This window comes from Streptomyces griseofuscus, from assembly GCF_014673495.1.
In the GTDB taxonomy this organism is placed as follows: Bacteria; Actinomycetota; Actinomycetes; order Streptomycetales; family Streptomycetaceae; genus Streptomyces; species Streptomyces murinus.
Window position 1 is genome coordinate 7671175 of sequence record NZ_CP051006.1, and the last position, 21075, is coordinate 7692249.

The following is a 21075-nucleotide window of genomic DNA, read 5'->3' on the forward strand; positions in this document are numbered from 1 at the left end:
GGGTCAGCTCCCGGTCATCTCGTAACGGTCCACGCCCCGGTGCCAGACGACCAGGGCGAGCGTCACCGCCCCCGCCGTCACCACGAACAGCCAGGGCAGCGTCCCGGTGCGCCCGAAGAGCAGATAGGTCGCGGGGACGTAGGCGGTGAAGGCGTAGGGCAGCAGCCAGGTCAGCAGCCACCGCAGGGAGGGGTGGTACAGATCGAGGGGGTAGCCGGAGAAGTCGCCCAGCTGGTTGGCCGCGTACAGGGCCGGGAAGCTGTTGGTCGTCCAGAACGCCAGGGACGCGAACAGCGTCTTGATCGAGGCGAGGACCAGCGTCCCGCACAGCACGAGCAGCGGCAGCAGCAGCCACTGCGCGGCACTGAGGCGCAGATCGAGCCGGTCGGCCGCGTACCAGGTCAGGGCGGCGCCGGTGAGCAGCTCCCCGAAGCCGTCCGGGTACAGGAACCGCTCGGACAGCAGCGAGAACAGCGGATGCACCGGACGGATCAGATAGCGGAAGAAGTCGCCGTTCTGCACCAGCTTGCGGGCCATCACCCACAGCTGGTCGGTGAACATCCGGTCCAGGCCGCGCGGCAGCAGCGAGAAGCCGAGCAGGAACAGCACCTCGTGGTAGTCCCAGCCGGCGATCCGGGGGGTCTGCCGGAACACCATGCCGACCACGGCCACCTGGCACACCACCCGCAGCACCAGACCGCCCGCGCCGAGCAGGAAGTCCATCCGGTACTCGGTCAGCCGGTGCACGCTGACGGCACTGAGGTGCCAGGTCAGCCGGGCGTAGCGGGCGGCCGTCGAGAAGGGACCGGGTGCGGTCATCCGCCCAGCACCTCCACCCGTCGTACGGCACCGCGCCAGGCCAGCGCGGCCAGCGCGCACAGCGCCAGCGCCCAGCCGAGCTGCACCGCGAGGATCCCGGCCGCGCCCGCCGCCCCGTCGTAGCGGCCGAGCAGCAGCCGCAGCGGGCCGTCGACCATGCCCTGGAACGGCAGCACCCGGGCCACCGCCGCGAGCGGCCCCGGCATCAGCGCGAGCGGCACCACCTGCCCGGCGAAGAACGCGACCACACTGTCCTTGACCACGCGCACCCCCCAGATGTTGGTGGTCACGAACCCGGCGAGCCCGACCAGCAGATTCACCCCGAAGCCGATGACCAGGGACAGCGCGGCGGAGAACGCGAAGAGCAGGATGCCGCCCCAGGTCGGGGTGGTCAGCGGCAGCAGCAGCGCGTACAGCGCGACCACGGGTACGGCGACCAGCGTGGCGTTGGTGAGCGAGACCGGCAGCCCGGTGGCGAACCGGGACAGCGGATAGCTGACCGGGCGCAGCAGCGAGACGGCGATGTCCCCGCGCTGGACCTCCCCTGACACCTCCTCGTCCACCCGGCTGGCCTGCATCAGGCCGAGCACCTGGGCGAGCAGCACGTACGTCGTCAGGCGCGGCAGGTCGTAGCCGCCGGGCAGCCCGCCCGGCCGGCCCCCGTACACCGCGCGCCACAGGAAGACCTGGACGCCGACGGCGGTGGTGGCGGTCAGGGCGTTGATCAGGAAGGTGGAGCGGTACTGGAGCAGCGACTGGAGGCTGGAGGCCGCGAACGGGGTGTAGCGGCGCAGGGCGGCGGCGTTCACGCGGCCGCCCGGCCGGCGTAGATGCGCCGCAGCACCATCTCCACGTCGGGTTCGGGGGCGACGCAGTCGGTGACGTCGAAGTGGTCGAGCAGGAAGCCCATCACCTGGCGGGCGGTCCAACGGGCCACCGGATACTCGACCTTGACCCGCCCGTCCTCGGTCAGCGTCGCCGACGCGCCGTCAAGTCCCTTCTCGATCAGACCGATCGCCTCGTCGGCGGCGCCGAGGTGCTCGAAGACCACCGCCCTGGTGTCGGCGGTGCGCAGCAGTTCGTGCATGGTCCCGCGGTGCACGACCTCGCCGTGGTTGACGACCAGCACCCGGTCGCAGATGGCGGTGATGTCGCCCATGTCGTGGCTGGTGAGCAGCACGGTGGTGCCGAGTTCGGCGTTGACATGGTTGACCAGCCTGCGCACGGCCTCCTTGAGCACCAGGTCGAGGCCGACCGTCGGCTCGTCCAGGAACACCACCTTGGGGTCGTGCACCAGGCTCGCCGCGACCTCGGCCCGCATCCGCTGGCCCAGACTGAGCTGCCGCACCGGGGTGTTGCCGAGTGCGTCGAGGTCCAGCAGCTCCTGGAAGAGGGCCATGTTGCGGCGGTAGACGGCGTCCGGGATCTCATGGATCCGGCGCAGGATGCGGAACGAGTCCGGCACCGGGAGGTCCCACCACAGCTGGCTGCGCTGCCCGAACACCACCCCGATGTTGGCCGCGTTGCGCCGCCGTTCCCGGTACGGCTCCAGGCCCGCGACCAGGGCCCGGCCCGAGGTCGGGGTCATGATCCCGGTGAGCATCTTCACCGTGGTCGACTTGCCCGCGCCGTTCGCCCCGATGTACGCGGCCTTCGTCCCGGCCGGGATCTCGAAGGACACCCCGGCAACGGCCCGCACCAGCCGGTGCTCCCGGCTGAACAGCGTGCTCAGGCTGCCCATCAGACCGGGCCCCCGCTCGGCGACCTTGAACTCCTTGACCAGGTTCTCCGCGACGATCACCGGGTGTCCCCCGTGGCCCGCTCCAGGGCGCGGTCGAGCAGCGTCACGCCCTCTTCGAGGAGCGCGCGGTCGATGGTGAACGGCGGTGCCAGGCGCAGCACATGGCCGCCGATCGCGGTACGCAGCCCGAGGTCCAGCGCATGCCGGTACACGGCCTGGGCGATCTCGGGCGCGGGCCGCCGGCTCGTACGGTCGCGCACGAACTCCAGCCCGTGCAGCAGCCCGAGCCCGCGCACCTCACCCAACACCTCGTACTTGGCGTGCAGTTCGGCCAGCCGCTCGTCCAGTACGGCACCCAGCTCGGTCACCCGGGCGAGCAGCGTGTCCCGCCGTACGACCTCCAGGGTGGCCTTCGCCGCGGCGATGCCCAGCGGATTGTTCGCGTACGTCGACGCGGTGGACCCGGCGCGGCCCGCCTCGGGATGCCGCAGCACCGCGGACCGGCCGGCCAGCGCGGCGAACGGGAAGCCCGAGGCCAGGCCCTTGGCGAGGGTCACGAGATCGGGCTCGACGCCGAACCGCTCACTGGCCAGGAAGGCGCCGGTGCGGCCGCCGCCGGTGAGCACCTCGTCGGCGACGAGCAGCACTCCGTTCTCCCGGCAGCTGTCGGCGATCTGCTCCCAGTATCCGGGCGGCGGCACGATCACCCCGGCCGCGCCGAGGACCGGTTCGAAGACCAGCGCGGAGATGTTCGGCTTCTCCGCGATGTGCCGGCGCACCAGCGAGGCGCAGCGCACCCCGCAGGAGGGGTACTCCAGCTCCAGCGGGCAGCGGTAGCAGTAAGGGGAGTAGCCCAGCACGCTGTTGCCCGAGAACGACTGGTGGCCGATGTCCCAGTGGACCAGCATCCTGGCCCCCTGGGTCTTGCCGTGGAAGCCGTAGCGCAACGCCCCGATCCGGTTGCGGCCCGGCTCGGCGACGGCCGCCACGGCCCGCAGCGCGGCCTCCACCACCTCGGCGCCGGTGGAGAAGAAGGCGTAGGTGTCCAGCTCCTTGGGCAGCAGCTCGGCGAGCAGTTCGCACAGGGCGGCGCGGTCGGCGGTGGCGAAGTCGTGCACGTTCCACAACCGCCCGGCCTGCTCGGTGAGCGCGGCGACGACCTCGGGATGGCAGTGGCCCAGCGACTGGGTGAGGGTGCCGGCCGCGAGGTCGATGTACTGGTTGCCGTCCAGATCGGTCAGGACCGCGCCGCGGCCCTCCACGAAGACCCGGCGGCCCAGCGCGGACTCCTCCGAGGCACCCGGCGCCAGATGCGCGGACTCCCGCTCCAGTAGCTCCCGTTGGCGCGGGCCGGTCATCCGGCACCGCCCAGCGGGCCGACCTCGAAGACCAGCAGGGTGATGTCCTCGTCGCCGTCGTTGGCCAACCCGTGCTCGCCGTAGGGGCGGTTGGGGACCAGGTCGCCCGCGCGCACCGTGAACTCCTCGCCGTCCAGCGTCATCCGGCCCCGGCCGGACAGGATCACGTACGTCTCCTCGTCGTCCGCGTGCCGGTGCAGCCCGATGGAGGTGCCCGGCGGCAGCACGACCAGGTCGATGAACGCGATCGGCGCCCTGGCCCCGGCGCCCAGATAGGCCCGGTGGGCGCGGATCGTGCCGGTGCCGCCGTGGTCGCCGGTCACCTCACGCAGCAGGCCCTCGTACAGGTTGGTGACGCGGGTGCGGACGGGTTCGGGCATCGGGGCTCCCGGCTCCGGCAGGGCAGGACTCATCGCGGTACGGCTCCAAGGCGCTTGCGGGGAAGGGTGGTTCGCGGCGGACGCGTCAGCACGCGGCCGTGAGCGGAGCGGCGCCGGAGGCGTCCTGGGCACGGGCGGCCAGGGTGTCCAGCGCCTCCTGGAGCGCGGCGCCGGGGATGTCGTCCAAGTCGTCCACGAAGACCGCCGAGCCGATCCCGTCCGGCACCACGAGGTGCAGCCGGCGGCCCCGGCGCTCCCAGGACGCCTTCAGGGCCCGGTCCATCAGCTCGGGCGTGCAGGTCTCCGGGTCGAACACGGGCAGCCCGAGCGCGTCGATCAGCGCGACGATCCGCTCGCAGTCCCCGGCGTCCAACAGGCCCAGTACACGGGCGAGTTCACTGGAGAGGGCCATGTCGATCGCGACGGACTCGCCGTGCGCGATCCGGTACGCGCTGGCCGTCTCCATCACGGGTCCGAAGGTGTGCCCGAAGTCCACGAGCCGGGCCAGGTCGTGCTCGCGCAGATTCGGGCACAGCTCCTCCATCATGAGCCGCATCGAGGTGCGCAGCACATAGTCCTCGACGCCGCGCCGCCCGAGCCCCTCCTCGGCGAGTGATGCCGGGGTGGCGTACGGCCGCTGGAAGACCTGGGGGCACTCCTCCAGGGCCTGGAACAGCCGGGCGTCCTTGATGATCGCCATCTTGGCCGTCTCGCCGAGCCCGCAGCGGATGTCGCGGGGGGCCAACGACCGCAGGAACGCTGGGTCGTTGAGGGAGGCGTGCGGCGGGTGGTAGGCGCCGAGCATGTTCTTGGTGCCCAGGGCGTTGATGCCGGTCTTGACGCCGACGCCCACGTCGATCTGGCCGACCAGGGTGGTGTTGACCTTCACATAGCGCACGCCCCGGCAGTAGATCGCCGCCGCGAACCCGACCAGGTCGCAGGTGACGCCCCCGCCGACGGCGAGCATCACACCGCCCCGGTCCAGGCCGGTCGACTTGGCAAGCGCGCAGATCTCCTCGACGGTCTCCATGCGCTTGCGGTCCTCGCCGCCGGCCAGGACGTGCACGCTCCAGGTGCCCGGGGTGAACCGCGCGTCCAGGTAGGCGCGCAGCTGCCGTCCGTACAGCCGGTCGACGGTCGGCCCGGTGAAGGCCACCACCCGGCGCCCCTCGCAAGCCTCGGCGAGCAGCGGGTTGGCGGGGGAGAGCACCTCGCGGGTGAGATCGACGCGGTACGAGGTCCCGTCCGGGGCGCGGAGGGTGAACCCGTTGTCATCGCCTCGGACCCCGGATTCGGCGGCGGATGTCTGCGCCGTCACGACACTCCTCGAGTCGGCCGGATTCACCACCGGCTGGCCGTCAACTGCGATCAACAGGGCTTGAGTTAAACAGGTGATCAAGCACGTCTGCAAGAAGTTTATGAAACTTGCTGCTGATTCTTGCAAGCGGAGGCGGTGATACGGGCGGACAGGGGCGGCCCCGGCCTCTCCGAGCGGCGAACGGTACGGCGTCGGCGAACCCGGGCCGAACGCCGCGTCGTCGAACGCTGCGTCAATGCCCGCCTGGTGCGCCTCGACCCGCGGGGGATCCCGGCGAACCGCCAAGATCCCCCGGCGACCCTCTGGCCCGCCGGATCACCCCGTGTTACGAAGGACCATGTCCGTGAACCAGGGAACCCGCGCGTACGACGCCGTCATCGTCGGGGCAGGCCACAACGGTCTGGTCGCCGCCGCCTATCTGGCCCGGGCCGGGCGCTCCGTGCTGGTGCTGGAGCGGCTCGGTCACACCGGTGGGGCCGCCGTGTCCAGTACACCGTTCGCCGGGGTGGAAGCCAGGCTGTCGCGGTACTCCTACCTGGTCAGCCTGCTGCCGCAGAAGATCGTGGCCGACCTCGGCCTCGACTTCCGGCTGCGCTCGCGCACCATCTCCTCGTACACCCCCGTGGAACGCGCGGGCCGCCCCACCGGACTCCTCGTCGGCGGCGGCGAGGCACGCACCCGCGACGCGTTCGCCCGGCTGACCGGCGGTGCGCGCGAGTACGCCTCCTGGCAGCGTTTCTACGGCATGACCGGCCGCGTCGCCGAACGCGTCTTCCCGACCCTCACCGAACCGCTGCCCACCCGGGACGAGCTGCGCCGCCGTATCGACGACGAGAGCGCCTGGCGAACTCTGTTCGAGGAGCCGATCGGGGCCGCGGTCGAGGAGTACTTCGAGGACGACCTGGTCCGGGGTGTGGTCCTCACCGACGCTCTGATCGGCACCTTCGCCGACGCCCATGACCCCTCGCTGGCCCAGAACCGCTGCTTCCTCTACCACGTGATCGGCGGCGGCACCGGCGCCTGGGACGTGCCCGTGGGCGGCATGGGCGCCCTCACCGACGCCCTCGCGGCGGCGGCCCGTGCGGCGGGCGCGGAGATCGTGACCGGACACGAGGCGGTCCGTATCACCGGTGACGAACACGGCGCCGAGGTCACCTATCGCACCGCCGACGGCGAGGGCGTCGCCGCCGCCCGCCACGTCCTGGTCAACGCCGCACCGCAGGAGCTGGCCGCCCTCACCGGGGACACGCCCCCGGAACCCGCCGAGGGCGCCCAGCTCAAGGTGAACATGCTGCTCACCCGGCTGCCGAAGCTCCGCGACCCCGACGTCGACCCGCGCGAGGCGTTCGCCGGCACCTTCCACATCGCCGAGGGATACGCCCAGTTGGCCACCGCCCACGCCGAGGCCGCCGCGGGCCGGCTGCCCGCCGCGCCGCCCTCCGAGATCTACTGCCACTCGCTCACCGACCCCACCATCCTCGGCCCCGAACTCGCCGGACGCGGCTACCAGACCCTCACCCTCTTCGGCCTGCACACCCCCGCCCGGCTCTTCGACGGGGACAACGACGGCGTCCGCGAGGAACTGCTGGACGCCACCCTCTCCGAGCTGGACGCCCATCTCGCCGAGCCCCTCGCCGACTGCCTGGCCACCGACGCCGACGGCCGCCCCTGCATCGAGGCGAAGACCCCGCTCGACCTGGAACGGGACCTGCGGCTGCCCGGCGGCAACATCTTCCATCGCGCCCTGTCCTGGCCCTACTCCGAGACCGACACCGGCCGTTGGGGCGTGGAGACCCCGCACCCGCGCGTCCTGCTGTGCGGGGCGGGAGCGGTACGCGGGGGAGGGGTGAGCGGCGTACCCGGACACAACGCGGCGATGGCGGTGCTGGAACAAGGAGCCTAGAGAACAGAACTGACGGTACGTCAGAAAAGGTCTTCCGTCATACGGGCCGGTGCGGCATCCTGCGCCCATGCAGACGGAGCTGAGCGACCAACTGGGCATCGAGCACGCCGTCTTCGGCTTCACGCCGTTCCCCGCCGTCGCCGCGGCCATCAGCCGCGCCGGCGGCTTCGGCGTGCTCGGCGCCGTCCGCTACACCGCCCCCGACGACCTCCGACGCGACCTCGACTGGCTCGACGCGCACACCGAAGGCCGCCCCTACGGACTGGACGTCGTCATGCCCGCCCGCAAGGTCGAGGGCGTCACCGAGGCCGACGTCGAGGCGATGATCCCCGAGGAGCACCGGCGGTTCGTGCGCGACACCCTCGCCGCGCACGGGGTCCCCGCACTGCCCGACGGCGAGGCGGCCGGCTGGCGGATCACCGGCTGGATGGAACAGGTCGCCCGGAACCAGCTGGACGTCGCCTTCGACTACCCGATCCGGCTGCTCGCGGGCGCCCTCGGCTCCCCACCCGCCGACGTCGTCACCCGCGCCCGTGAGCGGGGCGTGCCCGTGGCCGCGCTCGCGGGCAGCGCCCGGCACGCCCGCAAGCACCGGGACGCGGGCATCGACATCGTGGTGGCCCAGGGCTACGAGGCCGGCGGGCACACCGGGGAGATCGCCACCATGGTGCTCACCCCCGAGGTGGTGGAGGCCGTCGCCCCGCTGCCCGTGCTGGCCGCGGGCGGCATCGGCAGTGGGGCGCAGATCGCCGCCGCCCTCGCCCTCGGCGCCCAGGGCGTCTGGCTCGGCTCCCTCTGGCTGACCACCACCGAGGCCGAGCTGCACTCGCCCGCCCTGACCCGCAAACTGCTCGCCGCCGGCTCCGGGGACACCGTCCGCTCCCGCGCCCTCACCGGAAAACCCGCCCGCCAGCTGCGCACCGCCTGGACCGACGCCTGGGACGACCCAGCGGGCCCCGGCCCGCTGCCCATGCCGCTCCAGGGACTGCTGGTCGCCGAGGCGGTCTCCCGTATCCAGAGGCACGAGGTCGAACCGCTGCTCGGCACGCCCGTCGGGCAGATCGTCGGCCGGATGACCGAAGAACGCCGCGTCCAGGACGTCCTGGACGACCTCACCCGCGGCTTCGAGCGGGCCGTGGACCGGATCAACCGCATCGCGCGAAGGAGCGGCACATCATGAGCGCACCGGTGACGCCCCCCACCGGCTTCTGGGCCCAGGCCGCCCAGGACCCCGCCCGCACCGTCCTGATCGCCCCCGACGGCGAGGAGTGGACCGCGGGCCGCCTCGCCACCGCCGCCAACCGGCTGGTCCACGGACTGCGCGCGGCGGGCCTGGAACGCGGCGACGCCTTCGCCGTCGTCCTCCCCAACGGCGTCGAGTTCCTCACCGCCTATCTCGCCGCCACCCAGGCCGGGTTGTACCTCGTCCCGGTCAACCACCACCTGGTCGGCCCCGAGATCGCCTGGATCGTCGCCGACTCCGGCGCCAAGGTACTCATCGCGCACGAGCGTTACGCCTGCACCGCACGCGCCGCCGCCGACGAGGCCGGGCTCCCGGACGCGGCACGGTACGCGGTCGGCACCGCCCCGGGCTTTCGGCCGTACGCCCGACTCCTCGAAGGGCAACCGGAGTCGGCGCCCACCGGACGCGAACTCGGCTGGGTCATGAACTACACCTCCGGTACGACCGGACGCCCGCGCGGCATCCGCCGCCCGCTGCCCGGCAAGCCCCCCGAGGAGGCGTACCTGGGCGGCTTCCTCGGCATCTTCGGCATCACGCCGTACGACGGCCATGTGCACCTGGTCTGCTCACCGCTCTACCACACGGCCGTCCTCCAGTTCGCGGGCGCCTCCCTGCACATCGGCCACCAGCTGGTGGTGATGGACGGATGGACCCCGGAGGAGATGCTGCGTCTGATCGAAACCCACCGCTGCACCCACACCCATATGGTTCCGACCCAGTTCCACCGGCTGCTGGCCCTCCCCGAGGAGACCAGGGCCCGCTACGACGTCTCCACCATGCGGCACGCCATCCATGGCGCCGCGCCCTGCCCGGAGCACGTCAAGCGGGCCATGATCGACTGGTGGGGGACCTGCGTGGAGGAGTACTACGCGGCCAGCGAGGGCGGCGGTGCCTTCGCCACCGCCGAGGACTGGCTGAAGAAGCCCGGCACGGTCGGCAGGGCCTGGCCGATCAGCGAACTCGCGGTCCTCGACGACGACGGCAACCGGCTGCCGCCCGGTCGACTGGGCACCGTGTACATGAAGATGAACACCGGTGGCTTCGCCTATCACAAGGACGAGGACAAGACCCGCAGCAACCGGGTCGGCGACTTCTTCACCGTCGGCGACCTCGGCCACCTGGACGAGGACGGCTGTCTGTTCCTCCGGGACCGCAAGATCGACATGATCATCTCCGGCGGGGTCAACATCTACCCGGCCGAGATCGAGTCCGTGCTGCTCGCCCATCCCGCCGTCGCCGACGCCGCCGCCTTCGGGATCCCGCACGACGACTGGGGCGAGGAGGTCAAGGCCGTCGTGGAACCGGCCCCCGGGCACGCGGCGGGGCCCGAGCTGGCCGCGTCGATCCTCGACCACTGCGCGGACCGGCTCGCCCGGTTCAAGCGGCCCCGCAGCGTCGACTTCGTCGCCGAACTGCCCCGCGACCCCAACGGCAAGCTCTACAAACGACGGCTGCGCGACCCCTACTGGCAGGGCCGCACCCGCCCGGTCTGATCCGGCGCCCTCCCCACGGCGGCGCGCGCCCGGTCGCAGTCCGGTCCGGCCACAGCCCTTGACCTGCGCGTCCGGCGGCCGCAGGATCTGCGGTCATGAGCAAGGCACAGGGCGGCACGGCCGGCGGACACAGCGGCAGCACGGTCGACGCGATGCTGCGGCGCAGCGCCCGCCGCACCCCCACGCGGATCGCGGTGGAGTACGGCGAGCGCTCCTGGACGTACGGCGAACTGGACGACGCGGTCTCCCGCGCGGCCGCCCTGCTGCTCGCCGAGGGCCTCGCCCCCGGCGACCGGGTCGGCGCCTTCGGCCACAACTCGGACGCCTATCTGATCGCCTTCCTCGGCTGCGCTCGCGCGGGCCTGGTCCATGTCCCGGTCAACCACCACCTCACCGGCGACGACCTGGCCTATCTCGTCGGGCAGTCCGGCAGCACCCTGGTGCTCACCGACCCCGACCTCGCGGACCGGCTCCCGGACGGGGTGCGGTCGCTGCCGCTGCGGGACACCGGGGACGCGCTCCTGGCACGGCTCGCGGACACCGCGCCGTACGACGGCCCGGGACCGGGCTCGGAGGATCTGGCGCAACTGCTCTACACCTCCGGTACGACCGCGCTGCCCAAGGGCGCGATGATGACCCACCGGGCCCTGGTGCACGAGTACCTGAGCGCGATCACCGCCCTGGACCTGCGCGCGGAGGACCGCCCCGCGCACGCGCTGCCGCTGTACCACTCGGCGCAGCTGCATGTCTTCCTGCTGCCCTACCTCGCGGTCGGCGCCACCAGCGTCATCCTGGACGCGCCGGACGGGGACCTGCTGTTCGACCTGATCGAGGCGGGCCGCGTGGACAGCGTGTTCGCCCCGCCCACCGTATGGATCGCCCTGGCGAACCGGTCCGACTTCGCCACCCGCGACCTCGACGGGCTCCGCAAGGCGTACTACGGCGCCTCCATCATGCCGGTGCCGGTCCTGGAGCGGCTGCGCGAGCGCCTGCCGGACCTCGCCCTCTACAACTGCTTCGGGCAGAGCGAGATCGGCCCCCTCGCCGCGGTCCTCGGACCGGCCGAGCACGAGGAGCGCCCCGCCTCCTGCGGGCGGCCCGTGCTGTTCGTGGAGGCCAGGGTCGTGGACCCGGAGGGCCGGGAGGTGCCCGACGGCACGACCGGCGAGATCGTCTACCGCTCGCCCCAGCTGTGCGAGGGCTACTGGGACAAGCCCGAGGAGACCGCGGAGGCGTTCCGCGACGGCTGGTTCCACTCCGGCGACCTCGCGGTGCGGGACGCCGAGGGCTGCTTCACGATCGTGGACCGGGTGAAGGACGTCATCAACTCCGGTGGTGTGCTGGTCGCTTCACGGCAGGTCGAGGACGCCCTCTACACCCATGAGGCGGTCGCCGAGGCCGCCGTGGTCGGCTTGCCCGACACCCGCTGGATCGAGGCCGTCACGGCGATCGTCGTACGGCGCGCCGAGGTGACCGAGGCGCAACTCGTCGCGCACGTACGGGAGAAGCTGCCGTCCTTCAAGGCGCCCAAGCGGGTGCTGTTCGTGGACGCGCTGCCGCGCAACGCCAGCGGGAAGATCCTCAAGCGCGAACTGCGGGACCGCTTCACGCAGGGGTGAGGTCATCGCCCGCGGTGCGTCGGGCGATGATGTGCGGCGCCTTCGCCGCTCATCCCTGCCCGGTGTCGCGCGGGCGCAGATCCACGATCCGGCGGATCTTGCCGACCGAGCGCTCCAGCGACTCCGGCTCCACGATCTCCACGTCCACCGACACCCCGATGCCGTTCTTCACCGCGGTCACGATGGACCGGGCCGCCGCCTCCCGTACCTCCGAAGTGGCACCGGCGCGCGCCTCGGCGCGCACGGTGAGCGAGTCCATCCGGCCCGTACGGGTCAGCCGCAGCTGGAAGTGCGGGGCCACCCCCGGCGTACGCAGCACGATCTCCTCGATCTGGGTGGGGAACAGATTCACCCCGCGCAGGATCACCAGATCGTCGCTGCGACCGGAGATCTTCTCCATCCGCCGGAACACCCGCGCCGTGCCGGGCAGCAGCCGGGAAAGATCCCGGGTCCGGTACCGGATGATCGGCATGGCCTCCTTGGTCAGCGAGGTGAACACCAGCTCGCCCCGCTCGCCCTCCGGCAGCACCTCGCCGGTGACGGGATCGATCACCTCCGGATAGAAGTGGTCCTCCCAGACGGTCAGCCCGTCCTTGGTCTCCACGCACTCCTGCGCCACCCCGGGACCGACCACCTCCGACAGCCCGTAGATGTCCACGGCGTCGATCGCGAACCGCTCCTCGATCTCCCGCCGCATCTGCTCGGTCCACGGCTCGGCCCCGAAGATCCCGACCCGCAGCGAGGTCGTACGGGGGTCCACGCCCTGCCGCTCGAACTCGTCCAGCAGCGTCAGCATGTACGAGGGCGTCACCATGATCACGGCCGGTTCCAGGTCCTGGATCAGCTGGACCTGCCGCGCCGTCATGCCACCGGAGGCGGGGACGACCGTACAGCCGAGCCGTTCCGCCCCGTAGTGGGCGCCGAGCCCGCCGGTGAACAGCCCGTACCCGTAGGCCACATGCACCACGTCACCGGGGCGCCCGCCTGCCGCCCGGATGGAGCGCGCCACCATGTCGGCCCACATGGACAGATCGTTCTCGGTGTAGCCGACCACCGTGGGGCGACCGGTGGTGCCGCTGGAGGCGTGCAGCCGGCGGATCCGCTCCCTGGGCACCGCGAACATCCCGAAGGGGTAGTTCTCCCGCAGGTCCGCCTTGGTGGTGCAGGGAAAACGGGCGAGATCCTCCAGCGAACGGCAGTCCTCCGGGCGTATCCCCGCCTTGTCGAAGGACTCCCGGTAGAACGGCACCTGCTCATAGGCGTGCCGCAGCGAGGCGCGCAGCCGCTCCAGCTGGAGCGTCCGCAGTTCCTCGAGGCCGAGCCGTTCGCCCGCGTCCAGCAGCTCCCGCGCGTCCGCCATCGGCACGTCTCCTCACCAAGTCGGTCTGGATCACGACAATCCGGACGACCGATCATTCGGTCGAACTGTTCGGGGTCAGTAATTCAGGCCGAAGGGGTTTCAGACAAGGGGGCGGCGGAGATTTGTCGTGCCGCCTGCGGAAATACCTTGCGGCCGGGCGCGCCGGGCCGACAGCATCATGGCCATGCCGACCTTCACCACGGCCGACGGCACCCGCCTCGCCCACCATCCGCGGGGCACGGGCGAACCCCTCGCGGTCCTGCCCGGCGGCCCCCTGCGCGCCTCCGCCTACCTGGGGGACCTGGGCGGGCTCACCGCGCACCGCCGCCTGGCCCTGCTGGACCTGCGGGGCACCGGTGACTCGGCGGCTCCGGCCGACCCGGCGACGTACCGCTGCGACCGTATGACCGAGGACGTGGAGGCCTGGCGCGAGCACCTCGGTCTGGACCGTTTCGACCTGCTCGCCCACTCCGCGGGCGCGGCCCTGGCCATGCTCTACGCGGCCTGCCACCCGCACCGGATCAGGCGCCTTCTGCTGATCACCCCGAACCCGTCCGCCCTCGGCCTGCGCGCCACCCCCGAGGACCGGCTCGCCGCGGCCGCGGCCCGGGCGCACGAGCCGTGGTTCCCCGAGGCGTACCCCGCCTTCCGGGCCTGGCTCGCGGGCGAGGCGGACTTCGACGATGTGTTCCTGCCCTTCTTCTACGGCCGCTGGGACGACACCGCACGGGCGCACGCCGACGCGGAGTTGGACCAGACCAACGAGGAGGCAGCCGACCGGTACTTCGCCGAGGGCGCCTTCACCCCGGACGCGACCCGCGCCGCCCTCGCGGCCCTGAAGGCCCCGGTCCTCGTGTACGCGGGTGCACTGGACGGCGGGCCGCGCCCGGACCTCGCCCGCCGGACAGCCGCGTGCTTCCCGAACGCCGAGGTCGTCGTCCAGCCGGGCGCCGGGCACTATCCATGGCTGGACGATCCGGCGGAGTTCAGGGGGCGGATCGCCGGGTTCCTCGACGGGTGAGAGGCGGGCGGTGGGCCGGTTGAGCCGGGCCCCGGCTCCGGCTCGTCCTGCTGTCCGAGCCGAACATCTCAAGATTGATAGGCTCCGGACATGAGCGACTCCTCCGACGGCCAGAACCCGGTCCCCGGGCTGCCACTGCACGACCTGGCGGGCTTCGCCCACCGTTGGGTCGAGGGGGACGGCGTCCGGCTCCACGTCGTGGAAGGTGACCGGTCGGCGGGACCCACCGTCGTCCTGCTCGCCGGATTCCCGCAGACCTGGTGGGCCTGGCGCACGGTGATGCCCGCCCTCGCCGAGCGCTTCCATGTGATCGCGGTCGACCTCCCGGGGCAGGGCCACTCCGAGCGGCCGCACGGCAGTTACGACACGCACACGGTCGCCGCGCATGTCCAGGCGGCACTGCGTGCGCTCGACGTCCCGACGTACTGGCTCGTCGCCCATGACGTCGGGGCCTGGGTCGCCTTCTCGCTGGCCCTGAAGTACGAGGAGCACCTGCACGGCGTCGCGCTGCTCGACGCCGGCATCCCCGGCATCACCCTCCCGGAATCCGTCCCGCTCGATCCCGAACGAGCCTGGAAGACCTGGCACTTCGCGTTCCACCTGGTACCCGGACTGCCCGAGACGCTCCTCACCGGTCGCGAGCGCGACTACGTGGACTGGTTCCTGCGGGCCAAGACGCTGTCCCCGGACACCTTCGACGGCGCCGAGGTCGACCAGTACGCCGCCGCCATCGCGGCCGAGGGCGGGCTTCGCGCCTCGCTCGCCTACTACCGTGACGCCCCGAGGTCGGCGCGTGAGAACCGTGACGCTCTTGAGCGGGGACGTCTGACCGTCCCGGTCCTCGGCATCTCCAGCTCCCACGGCTCGATCCCGGACATGGCCGCCTCCCTCGGCCCCTGGGCGGAGAACACGACCGGTGTCGTCATCCCGGGGGCCGGCCACTTCATTCCCGACGAGCAGCCCGGCGCGGTCGTTCAAGCGCTGACCGCTTTCCTCGATCAGGAGCGCGCCGGACAGTCCGCCGTCGCCACCTCCCGCGCCCACCGGTAGTCCGCCTTGCCGCTCGGCGAGCGGTGGATCGTGTCGGTGAGGACGAGCTGGCGGGGGATCTTGTAGCCGGCCAGCCGGGTACGGCAATGGGTGCGCAGCTCGGACAGGGAGAGGCGGGGCGCGCCCGCGCGGAGCTGCACCACCGCCGCCACATGGTTGCCCCAGACGGCGTCCGGCACCCCGGCGACCAGCGCGTCGTACACGTCCGGATGCGCCTTGAGGGCCTGTTCGACCTCCTCCGGGTAGACCTTCTCGCCACCGGTGTTGATGCACTGGGAGCCCCGGCCGAGCACGGTGAGGACGCCGTCCGCGTCGACGGTGGCCATGTCGCCGAGCAGCACCCAGCGCACCCCGTCCCGTTCGAAGAAGGTCTCGGCGGTCTTGCGGGGGTCGTTGTAGTAGCCGAGCGGGACATGCCCGCACTGCGCGACCCGGCCGGTCTCACCCGGGGCGACCGGCTCATGGGTCACCGGATCGACCACCCGGGTGCGGGAGTTGACCCGCAGCCGGAAGCCGCGCTCGGGCCCCGAGTCCGCCGTCGCCGTGCCGTTGAAGCCGGACTCGGAGGAACCGAAGTTGTTCAGCAGCATGGCATTGGGGACGAGTGCGGCGAACTGCCGGCGCACCGTCTCCGACATGATCGCGCCGGACGAGGAGACGCTGAACAGCGCCGAACAGTCGGTGCCCCTCATGGGCCCGTTCAGCGCGTCGATCAGCGGGCGCAGCATCGCGTCGCCGACCAGGGACATGCTGGTGACCTTCTCCCGCTCGACCGTGCGCAGCACCTCCTCGGGCACGAACCTGCGGTGCAGCACCACGCGTTGGCCGAAGTTGAAGCCGATGAAGGCGGTGAGCGTCGAGGTGCCGTGCATCAGCGGGGGAGTGGGGAAGAAGGTGATGCCGGAGCCGCCCGCGGCGACCCGCTCGGCCAGCTCCTCGGGCGCCTTCACCGGCTCACCTGTCGGCGCGCCCCCGCCGAGCCCCGCGAAGAACAGATCCTCCTGACGCCACATCACACCCTTGGGCATGCCGGTCGTGCCACCGGTGTAGATGATGAACTGGTCGTCCCCGGAACGGGCCGGGAAGCCCCGCTCCGGCGAACCCGACGCCTCGGCGCGCGCGAAGTCCCCCGCCGTACCGATCCCCGCCGGGCCAGGCCCGACCCGCAGCAGCTGCCGCAGCCCCGGCGCGCGCGGCGCCGCCGCCCCCACCCGGTCCTCGAACTCCGCGTCGTAGACCAGCGCCACCAGATCCGCGTCCCGGTAGAGGTACACCAACTCCTCTTCGACATAGCGATAGTTGACGTTCACCGGGACGATCCGCGCCTTCAGGCAGGCCAGTACCGTCTGCACGTACTCGACACCGTTGTACAGATGCAGGCCCAGATGCTCCCCGGGGTGGATCCCGCTGCCTGCGAGATGATGGGCGAGGCGATTGGCCGCCGCGTCCAACTCGGCGTACGTCAGCCGGCGTTCCGCACCGGTGCCGGGATGGTCGAGATACACGAGCGCCTCGCGGTCCGGCACCACGTCGACCACCGACTCGAACAGGTCGGCAAGGTTGTACTCCACCGCTCCTCCTGACCCCGTCGGTCCGTCCGGCCCTCAGCAGAGCAAAGCCCGCCGCAACTGGGAAGGCCCCGGAACAAAAGAATCTGACTGAGCGTCAGGAAACTCTTGAAGTGCCCGCCCGTCTCCTGCAACCTGTTCTCGTTCTCACCGAACCGAGGGGAGAGGCCCATGGGCGGGACGGAACACCTCACCGTGCGACGCGAGGGCGCCACCCTGGTGCTCACGCTCGACCGGCCCGAAGCCAGGAACGCGCTGTCGCTGCCGATGCTCGTCGGCCTCCACGACGGCTGGCTGGAAGCCGACGCGGACGACACGGTCCGCTCGATCGTGCTCACCGGGGCCGGCGGCTCCTTCTGCTCCGGCATGGACCTGAAGGCGCTGGCCGGCGACGGCATGCGCGGCCAGGCGCACCATGACCGGCTCAAGGACGACCCCGACCTGCACTGGAAGGCGATGCTGCGCCATCACCGCCCCCGCAAACCGGTGATCGCCGCCGTCGAGGGCCACTGCGTCGCGGGCGGCACCGAGATCCTCCAGGGCACCGACATCCGGGTCGCGGGCGAGTCCGCCACCTTCGGCCTGTTCGAGGTCCGGCGCGGACTCTTCCCGATCGGCGGCTCCACCGTCCGCCTGCCACGCCAGATCCCGCGCACCCACGCCCTGGAGATGCTGCTCACCGGCCGCCCCTACAGCGCCCGTGAGGCCGCGGACATCGGCCTGATCGGCCATGTCGTGCCCGACGGCACCGCCCTCGGCAAGGCGCTGGAGATCGCCGAACTGATCAACGCGTGCGGCCCGCTCGCCGTCGAGGCCGTGAAGGCGTCCGTGTACGAGTGTGCCGAGATGACCGAGACCGAGGGCCTCGCCGCCGAACTCGCCCGCGGCCGGCCGGTCTTCGCCACCGCCGACGCCAAGGAAGGCGCCCGCGCCTTCGCGGAGAAACGGCCCCCCGACTTCCAGCGCGCCTGATCCGAGGAGCCCCCGATGCCCGACGTCCGCAAAGCGCCCCTCGTCGTCGAATTCCCCTTCACCCGCTCCCTCGGCCCCGTCCAGCGCGCCTTCCTCACCGGACTGCGCGAACGCGTCGTCCTCGGTGTGCGCACCACCGCCGGACGCGTCCTCGTGCCGCCCGCCGAGTACGACCCCGACACCGCCGAGGAACTCCACGACCTGGTGCCCGTCGCCGCCACCGGCACCGTCACCACCTGGGCCTGGAACCACGCCCCCCGCCCCGGCCAGCCCCTCACCGGCCCCTTCGCCTGGGCCCTGGTCCGCCTCGACGGCGCCGACACCGCCCTGCTCGGCGCCCTCGACGCCCCCGGCCCCGACGCCGTACGCACCGGCATGCGGGTACGCGTCCGCTGGGCCACCGAACGCACCGGCGCCATCACCGACATCGCCTGCTTCGAGCCGTACGACGGCCCCCCGGAACAACCCGCCCCGCACACGGGCGAGTTCGAGAACCCGGTCACCGGCATCGTCGCCCACGCCCGGCTCGACTACACCTACACACCCGGCCGCGCCCAGTCCGACCACCTCGACGCGCTGGCCGAGCGGAAAGTCGTCGGCGAACGCTGCCCCCGCTGCCACAAGGTCTACGTCCCACCCCGCGGCGCCTGCCCCACCTGCGGCATCGCCACCACCGAACACGTCGAGGTGGGCCCGCGCGGCACCGTCACCACCTTCTGCGTCGTCAACATCAAGGCACGCAACCTCGACATCGACGTGCCCTACGTCTACGCGCACATCGCCCTCGACGGCGCCGACCTCGCCCTGCACGCCCGGATCGGCGGCATCCCCTACGACCGGGTGCGCATGGGCCTGCGGGTGGAACCGGTGTGGACCGAGGGCGCCCCGCACCCCGACCACTACCGCCCCACCGGCGAACCCGACGCCGACTACGACACCTACAAGGAGCTGCTGTGACCCGGCAGATCGCGGTCGTCGCCTTCGCGCAGAGCGATCACCGGCGCACCACGGACGAACTGTCCGAGGTCGAGATGCTGATGCCGGTCCTGCACGAGGTCCTCGCGCGCACCGGCCTGAGGACCGCCGACATCGGCTTCACCTGCTCCGGCTCCAGCGACTACCTCGCCGGGCGCGCCTTCTCCTTCACCATGACCCTCGACGGCGTGGGCGCCTGGCCGCCGATCTCCGAGTCCCATGTCGAGATGGACGGCGCCTTCGCCCTGTACGAGGCGTGGTCCAAGCTGCTCACCGGGGACGCCGACACCGCCCTCGTCTACGCCTACGGCAAGTCCTCGCCCGGCTCGCTGCGCGATGTGCTCACCCGGCAGCTCGACCCCTACTACCTCGCCCCCCTGTGGCCCGACTCCGTGGCCCTCGCCGCGCTCCAGGCGCAGGCCCTGATCGACGCCGGGGACACCGACGAACCCGCGCTCGCCGCCATCGGCGCCCGCAGCCGCGCAGCCGCCACCGCCAACCCGCACGCCCAGCTGCGCGGCCCGGTACCACAGGGCGATCACCTCGTACGGCCCCTGCGCACCGGCGACTGCCCGCCCATCGGCGACGGCGCCGCCGCCGTGATCCTCGCCGCCGGCGACCGGGCCCGGCAGCTGTGCGCACGGCCCGCCTGGATCCGGGGCCTGGACCACCGCATCGAGCCCCACTCCCTCGGCGCCCGCGACCTCACCGACTCACCCTCCGCACGGCTCGCCGCCGAGCAGGCCGGCGCCTTCGAACGGCCCGTGGACACCGCCGAGTTGCACGCCCCCTTCAGCTCCCAGGAGGTGGTCCTGCGCAAGGCGCTGCGCCTCGGCGAGGAGGTGGTCGTCAACCCCTCCGGCGGGGCCCTCGCCGCCAACCCCGTCATGGCCGCCGGACTCATCCGCATCGGTGAGGCCGCCGCCCGCATCCACCGGGGCGCCTGTGACCGTGCCCTCGCGCACGCCACTTCCGGCCCCTGCCTCCAGCAGAACCTGGTCGCCGTACTCGAAGGGGATCCGCGATGAGCAAGGAGCCCGTGGCCGTCGTCGGCATCGGCCAGAGCAAGCACGCGGCCGCCCGACGCGATGTCTCGCTCGCCGGGCTCGTCCGCGAGGCGGCCCAACGCGCTGTGGACGACGCCGAGTTGAGCTGGGCCGACATCGACGCCGTGGTCATCGGCAAGGCGCCCGACTTCTTCGAGGGCGTGATGATGCCCGAGCTGTACCTCGCCGACGCCCTCGGCGCCGTCGGGAAACCCGTGCTGCGCGTGCACACCGCGGGCTCCGTCGGCGGCTCCACCGCGCTGGTCGCCGCGAACCTCGTGGCCGCCCGGCTGCACGGCACCGTCCTCACCGTCGCCTTCGAGAAGCAGTCCGAGTCCAACGCCATGTGGGGACTGTCCCTGCCCATCCCCTTCCAGCAGCCCCTGCTCGCAGGGGCGGGCGGCTTCTTCGCCCCGCATGTGCGCGCCTATATGCGGCGCAGCGGCGCCCCCGACACCGTCGGCGCGCTGGTCGCCCACAAGGACCGGCGCAACGCCCTCAAGAACCCGTACGCCCACCTGCACGAACACGACATCACCCTGGAGAAGGTGATGGCGGCGCCGATGCTCTGGGACCCCGTCCGCTACTCCGAGACCTGCCCCTCCTCCGACGGCGCCTGCGCCATGGTGCTCACCGACCGCGCCGGAGCCGCCCGCGCGCCCCGGCCGCCCGCCTGGCTGCTCGGCGGCGCCATGCGCAGCGAACCCACCCTGTTCGCGGGCAAGGACTTCGTCTCCCCGCGGGCCGGCCGGGACTGCGCCGCCGACGTCTACCGGCAGGCCGGGATCACCGACCCGCGCCGGGACATCGACGCCGTCGAGATGTACGTACCGTTCTCCTGGTACGAGCCCATGTGGCTGGAGAACCTGGGCTTCGCCGAGGAGGGCGAGGGCTGGAAGCTCACCGAGGCCGGGGTGACCGCGCTCGACGGCGACCTCCCCGTCAACATGTCGGGCGGGGTGCTGTCCACCAACCCCATCGGCGCCTCCGGCATGCTCCGCTTCGCCGAGGCCGCCCTCCAGGTGCGCGGCCAGGCCGGCGAGCACCAGGTGCCGGGGGCCAGGAAGGTGCTCGGGCACGCGTACGGCGGCGGATCGCAGTTCTTCGCCATGTGGCTGGTCGGCGCCGAACCGCCGGAGCGCTGAACGTCCTCCCCACGTGGGCTGTTGGGCACCGGGAGCGGTCGCTAGGCTGACCCGCGGACGACGA

General features: G+C 72.1%; 18 protein-coding genes. 10 read left to right on the forward strand and 8 right to left on the reverse strand.

The features are described from left to right. Positions 1-3 precede the first annotated feature (3 nt). From HEP81_RS34715 to HEP81_RS34740, 6 genes are all read right to left on the reverse strand, one after another. Complete coding sequence (locus HEP81_RS34715; protein WP_037655702.1) at positions 4-819, reverse strand: ABC transporter permease; 816 nt, start codon at positions 817-819, stop codon at positions 4-6. Then, positions 816-1628, reverse strand: coding sequence for an ABC transporter permease (locus HEP81_RS34720; RefSeq protein ID WP_037655701.1), 813 nt, complete (start codon positions 1626-1628; stop codon positions 816-818). The genes HEP81_RS34715 and HEP81_RS34720 overlap by 4 nt, the downstream gene beginning before the upstream one ends. Next, positions 1625-2620, reverse strand: coding sequence for an ABC transporter ATP-binding protein (locus HEP81_RS34725; RefSeq protein WP_037655700.1), 996 nt, complete (start codon positions 2618-2620; stop codon positions 1625-1627). Before HEP81_RS34725 ends, HEP81_RS34720 begins: the two co-directional genes overlap by 4 nt. Beyond that, positions 2617-3918, reverse strand: coding sequence for an aspartate aminotransferase family protein (locus tag HEP81_RS34730; RefSeq protein WP_037655699.1), 1302 nt, complete (start codon positions 3916-3918; stop codon positions 2617-2619). Before HEP81_RS34730 ends, HEP81_RS34725 begins: the two co-directional genes overlap by 4 nt. Next, the gene (locus HEP81_RS34735) at positions 3915-4298 is read right to left on the reverse strand and encodes a cupin domain-containing protein (RefSeq protein WP_037655698.1); all 384 of its coding nucleotides are present in this window, start codon (positions 4296-4298) and stop codon (positions 3915-3917) included. The genes HEP81_RS34730 and HEP81_RS34735 overlap by 4 nt, the downstream gene beginning before the upstream one ends. A gap of 85 nt (positions 4299-4383) precedes the next feature. Next, positions 4384-5616 carry a sedoheptulose 7-phosphate cyclase gene (locus HEP81_RS34740; protein ID WP_037655695.1) on the reverse strand — a complete coding sequence of 411 codons (1233 nt, stop codon included), beginning with the start codon at positions 5614-5616 and terminating at the stop codon, positions 4384-4386. Between the two features lie 337 nt (positions 5617-5953). Between HEP81_RS34740 and HEP81_RS34745 the strand changes: the two genes are divergently transcribed. From HEP81_RS34745 to HEP81_RS34760, 4 genes are all read left to right on the forward strand, one after another. Then, on the forward strand, positions 5954-7519 hold the full coding sequence (locus tag HEP81_RS34745; protein ID WP_037655693.1) for a phytoene desaturase family protein: 1566 nt from the start codon (positions 5954-5956) through the stop codon (positions 7517-7519). Positions 7520-7586: 67 nt separating this feature from the next. Then, positions 7587-8699, forward strand: coding sequence for an NAD(P)H-dependent flavin oxidoreductase (locus HEP81_RS34750; RefSeq protein WP_037655691.1), 1113 nt, complete (start codon positions 7587-7589; stop codon positions 8697-8699). Continuing rightward, entirely contained in the window at positions 8696-10255 is a 1560-nt protein-coding gene (locus tag HEP81_RS34755; protein ID WP_037655689.1) for an acyl-CoA synthetase, read from the forward strand. Before HEP81_RS34750 ends, HEP81_RS34755 begins: the two co-directional genes overlap by 4 nt. Before the next feature lie 95 nt (positions 10256-10350). Next, the gene (locus HEP81_RS34760) at positions 10351-11874 is read left to right on the forward strand and encodes a fatty acyl-CoA synthetase (protein ID WP_037655686.1); all 1524 of its coding nucleotides are present in this window, start codon (positions 10351-10353) and stop codon (positions 11872-11874) included. A 49-nt stretch (positions 11875-11923) separates the two neighbouring features. On the opposite strand, the gene paaK is transcribed toward HEP81_RS34760, so the two are convergent. Then, the gene (paaK, locus tag HEP81_RS34765; protein ID WP_037655684.1) at positions 11924-13234 is read right to left on the reverse strand and encodes a phenylacetate--CoA ligase PaaK; all 1311 of its coding nucleotides are present in this window, start codon (positions 13232-13234) and stop codon (positions 11924-11926) included. 184 nt (positions 13235-13418) lie between these two features. On the opposite strand from paaK, the gene HEP81_RS34770 reads away from it, so the two are divergent. Beyond that, entirely contained in the window at positions 13419-14255 is an 837-nt protein-coding gene (locus tag HEP81_RS34770; RefSeq protein WP_037655888.1) for an alpha/beta fold hydrolase, read from the forward strand. A gap of 90 nt (positions 14256-14345) precedes the next feature. After that, positions 14346-15305 carry an alpha/beta fold hydrolase gene (locus tag HEP81_RS34775; protein WP_037655681.1) on the forward strand — a complete coding sequence of 320 codons (960 nt, stop codon included), beginning with the start codon at positions 14346-14348 and terminating at the stop codon, positions 15303-15305. Here HEP81_RS34775 and HEP81_RS34780 read toward each other — a convergent pair. Next, the gene (locus HEP81_RS34780) at positions 15254-16876 is read right to left on the reverse strand and encodes an acyl-CoA synthetase (RefSeq protein ID WP_037655679.1); all 1623 of its coding nucleotides are present in this window, start codon (positions 16874-16876) and stop codon (positions 15254-15256) included. The genes HEP81_RS34775 and HEP81_RS34780 overlap by 52 nt on opposite strands. 168 nt (positions 16877-17044) lie before the next feature. On the opposite strand from HEP81_RS34780, the gene HEP81_RS34785 reads away from it, so the two are divergent. The 4 genes from HEP81_RS34785 to HEP81_RS34800 are packed head-to-tail and all read left to right on the forward strand — an operon-like array spanning position 17045 to position 21011. Beyond that, the gene (locus tag HEP81_RS34785; RefSeq protein ID WP_037655677.1) at positions 17045-17845 is read left to right on the forward strand and encodes a crotonase/enoyl-CoA hydratase family protein; all 801 of its coding nucleotides are present in this window, start codon (positions 17045-17047) and stop codon (positions 17843-17845) included. Between the two features lie 15 nt (positions 17846-17860). Next, the gene (locus HEP81_RS34790; RefSeq protein ID WP_037655675.1) at positions 17861-18802 is read left to right on the forward strand and encodes a Zn-ribbon domain-containing OB-fold protein; all 942 of its coding nucleotides are present in this window, start codon (positions 17861-17863) and stop codon (positions 18800-18802) included. Next, entirely contained in the window at positions 18799-19848 is a 1050-nt protein-coding gene (locus tag HEP81_RS34795) for a thiolase domain-containing protein (protein WP_037655674.1), read from the forward strand. The genes HEP81_RS34790 and HEP81_RS34795 overlap by 4 nt, the downstream gene beginning before the upstream one ends. After that, a complete protein-coding gene (locus HEP81_RS34800; protein WP_037655673.1) occupies positions 19845-21011 on the forward strand; it encodes a thiolase domain-containing protein in 1167 nt (388 codons plus the stop codon). The genes HEP81_RS34795 and HEP81_RS34800 overlap by 4 nt, the downstream gene beginning before the upstream one ends. Positions 21012-21075: the final 64 nt, after the last annotated feature.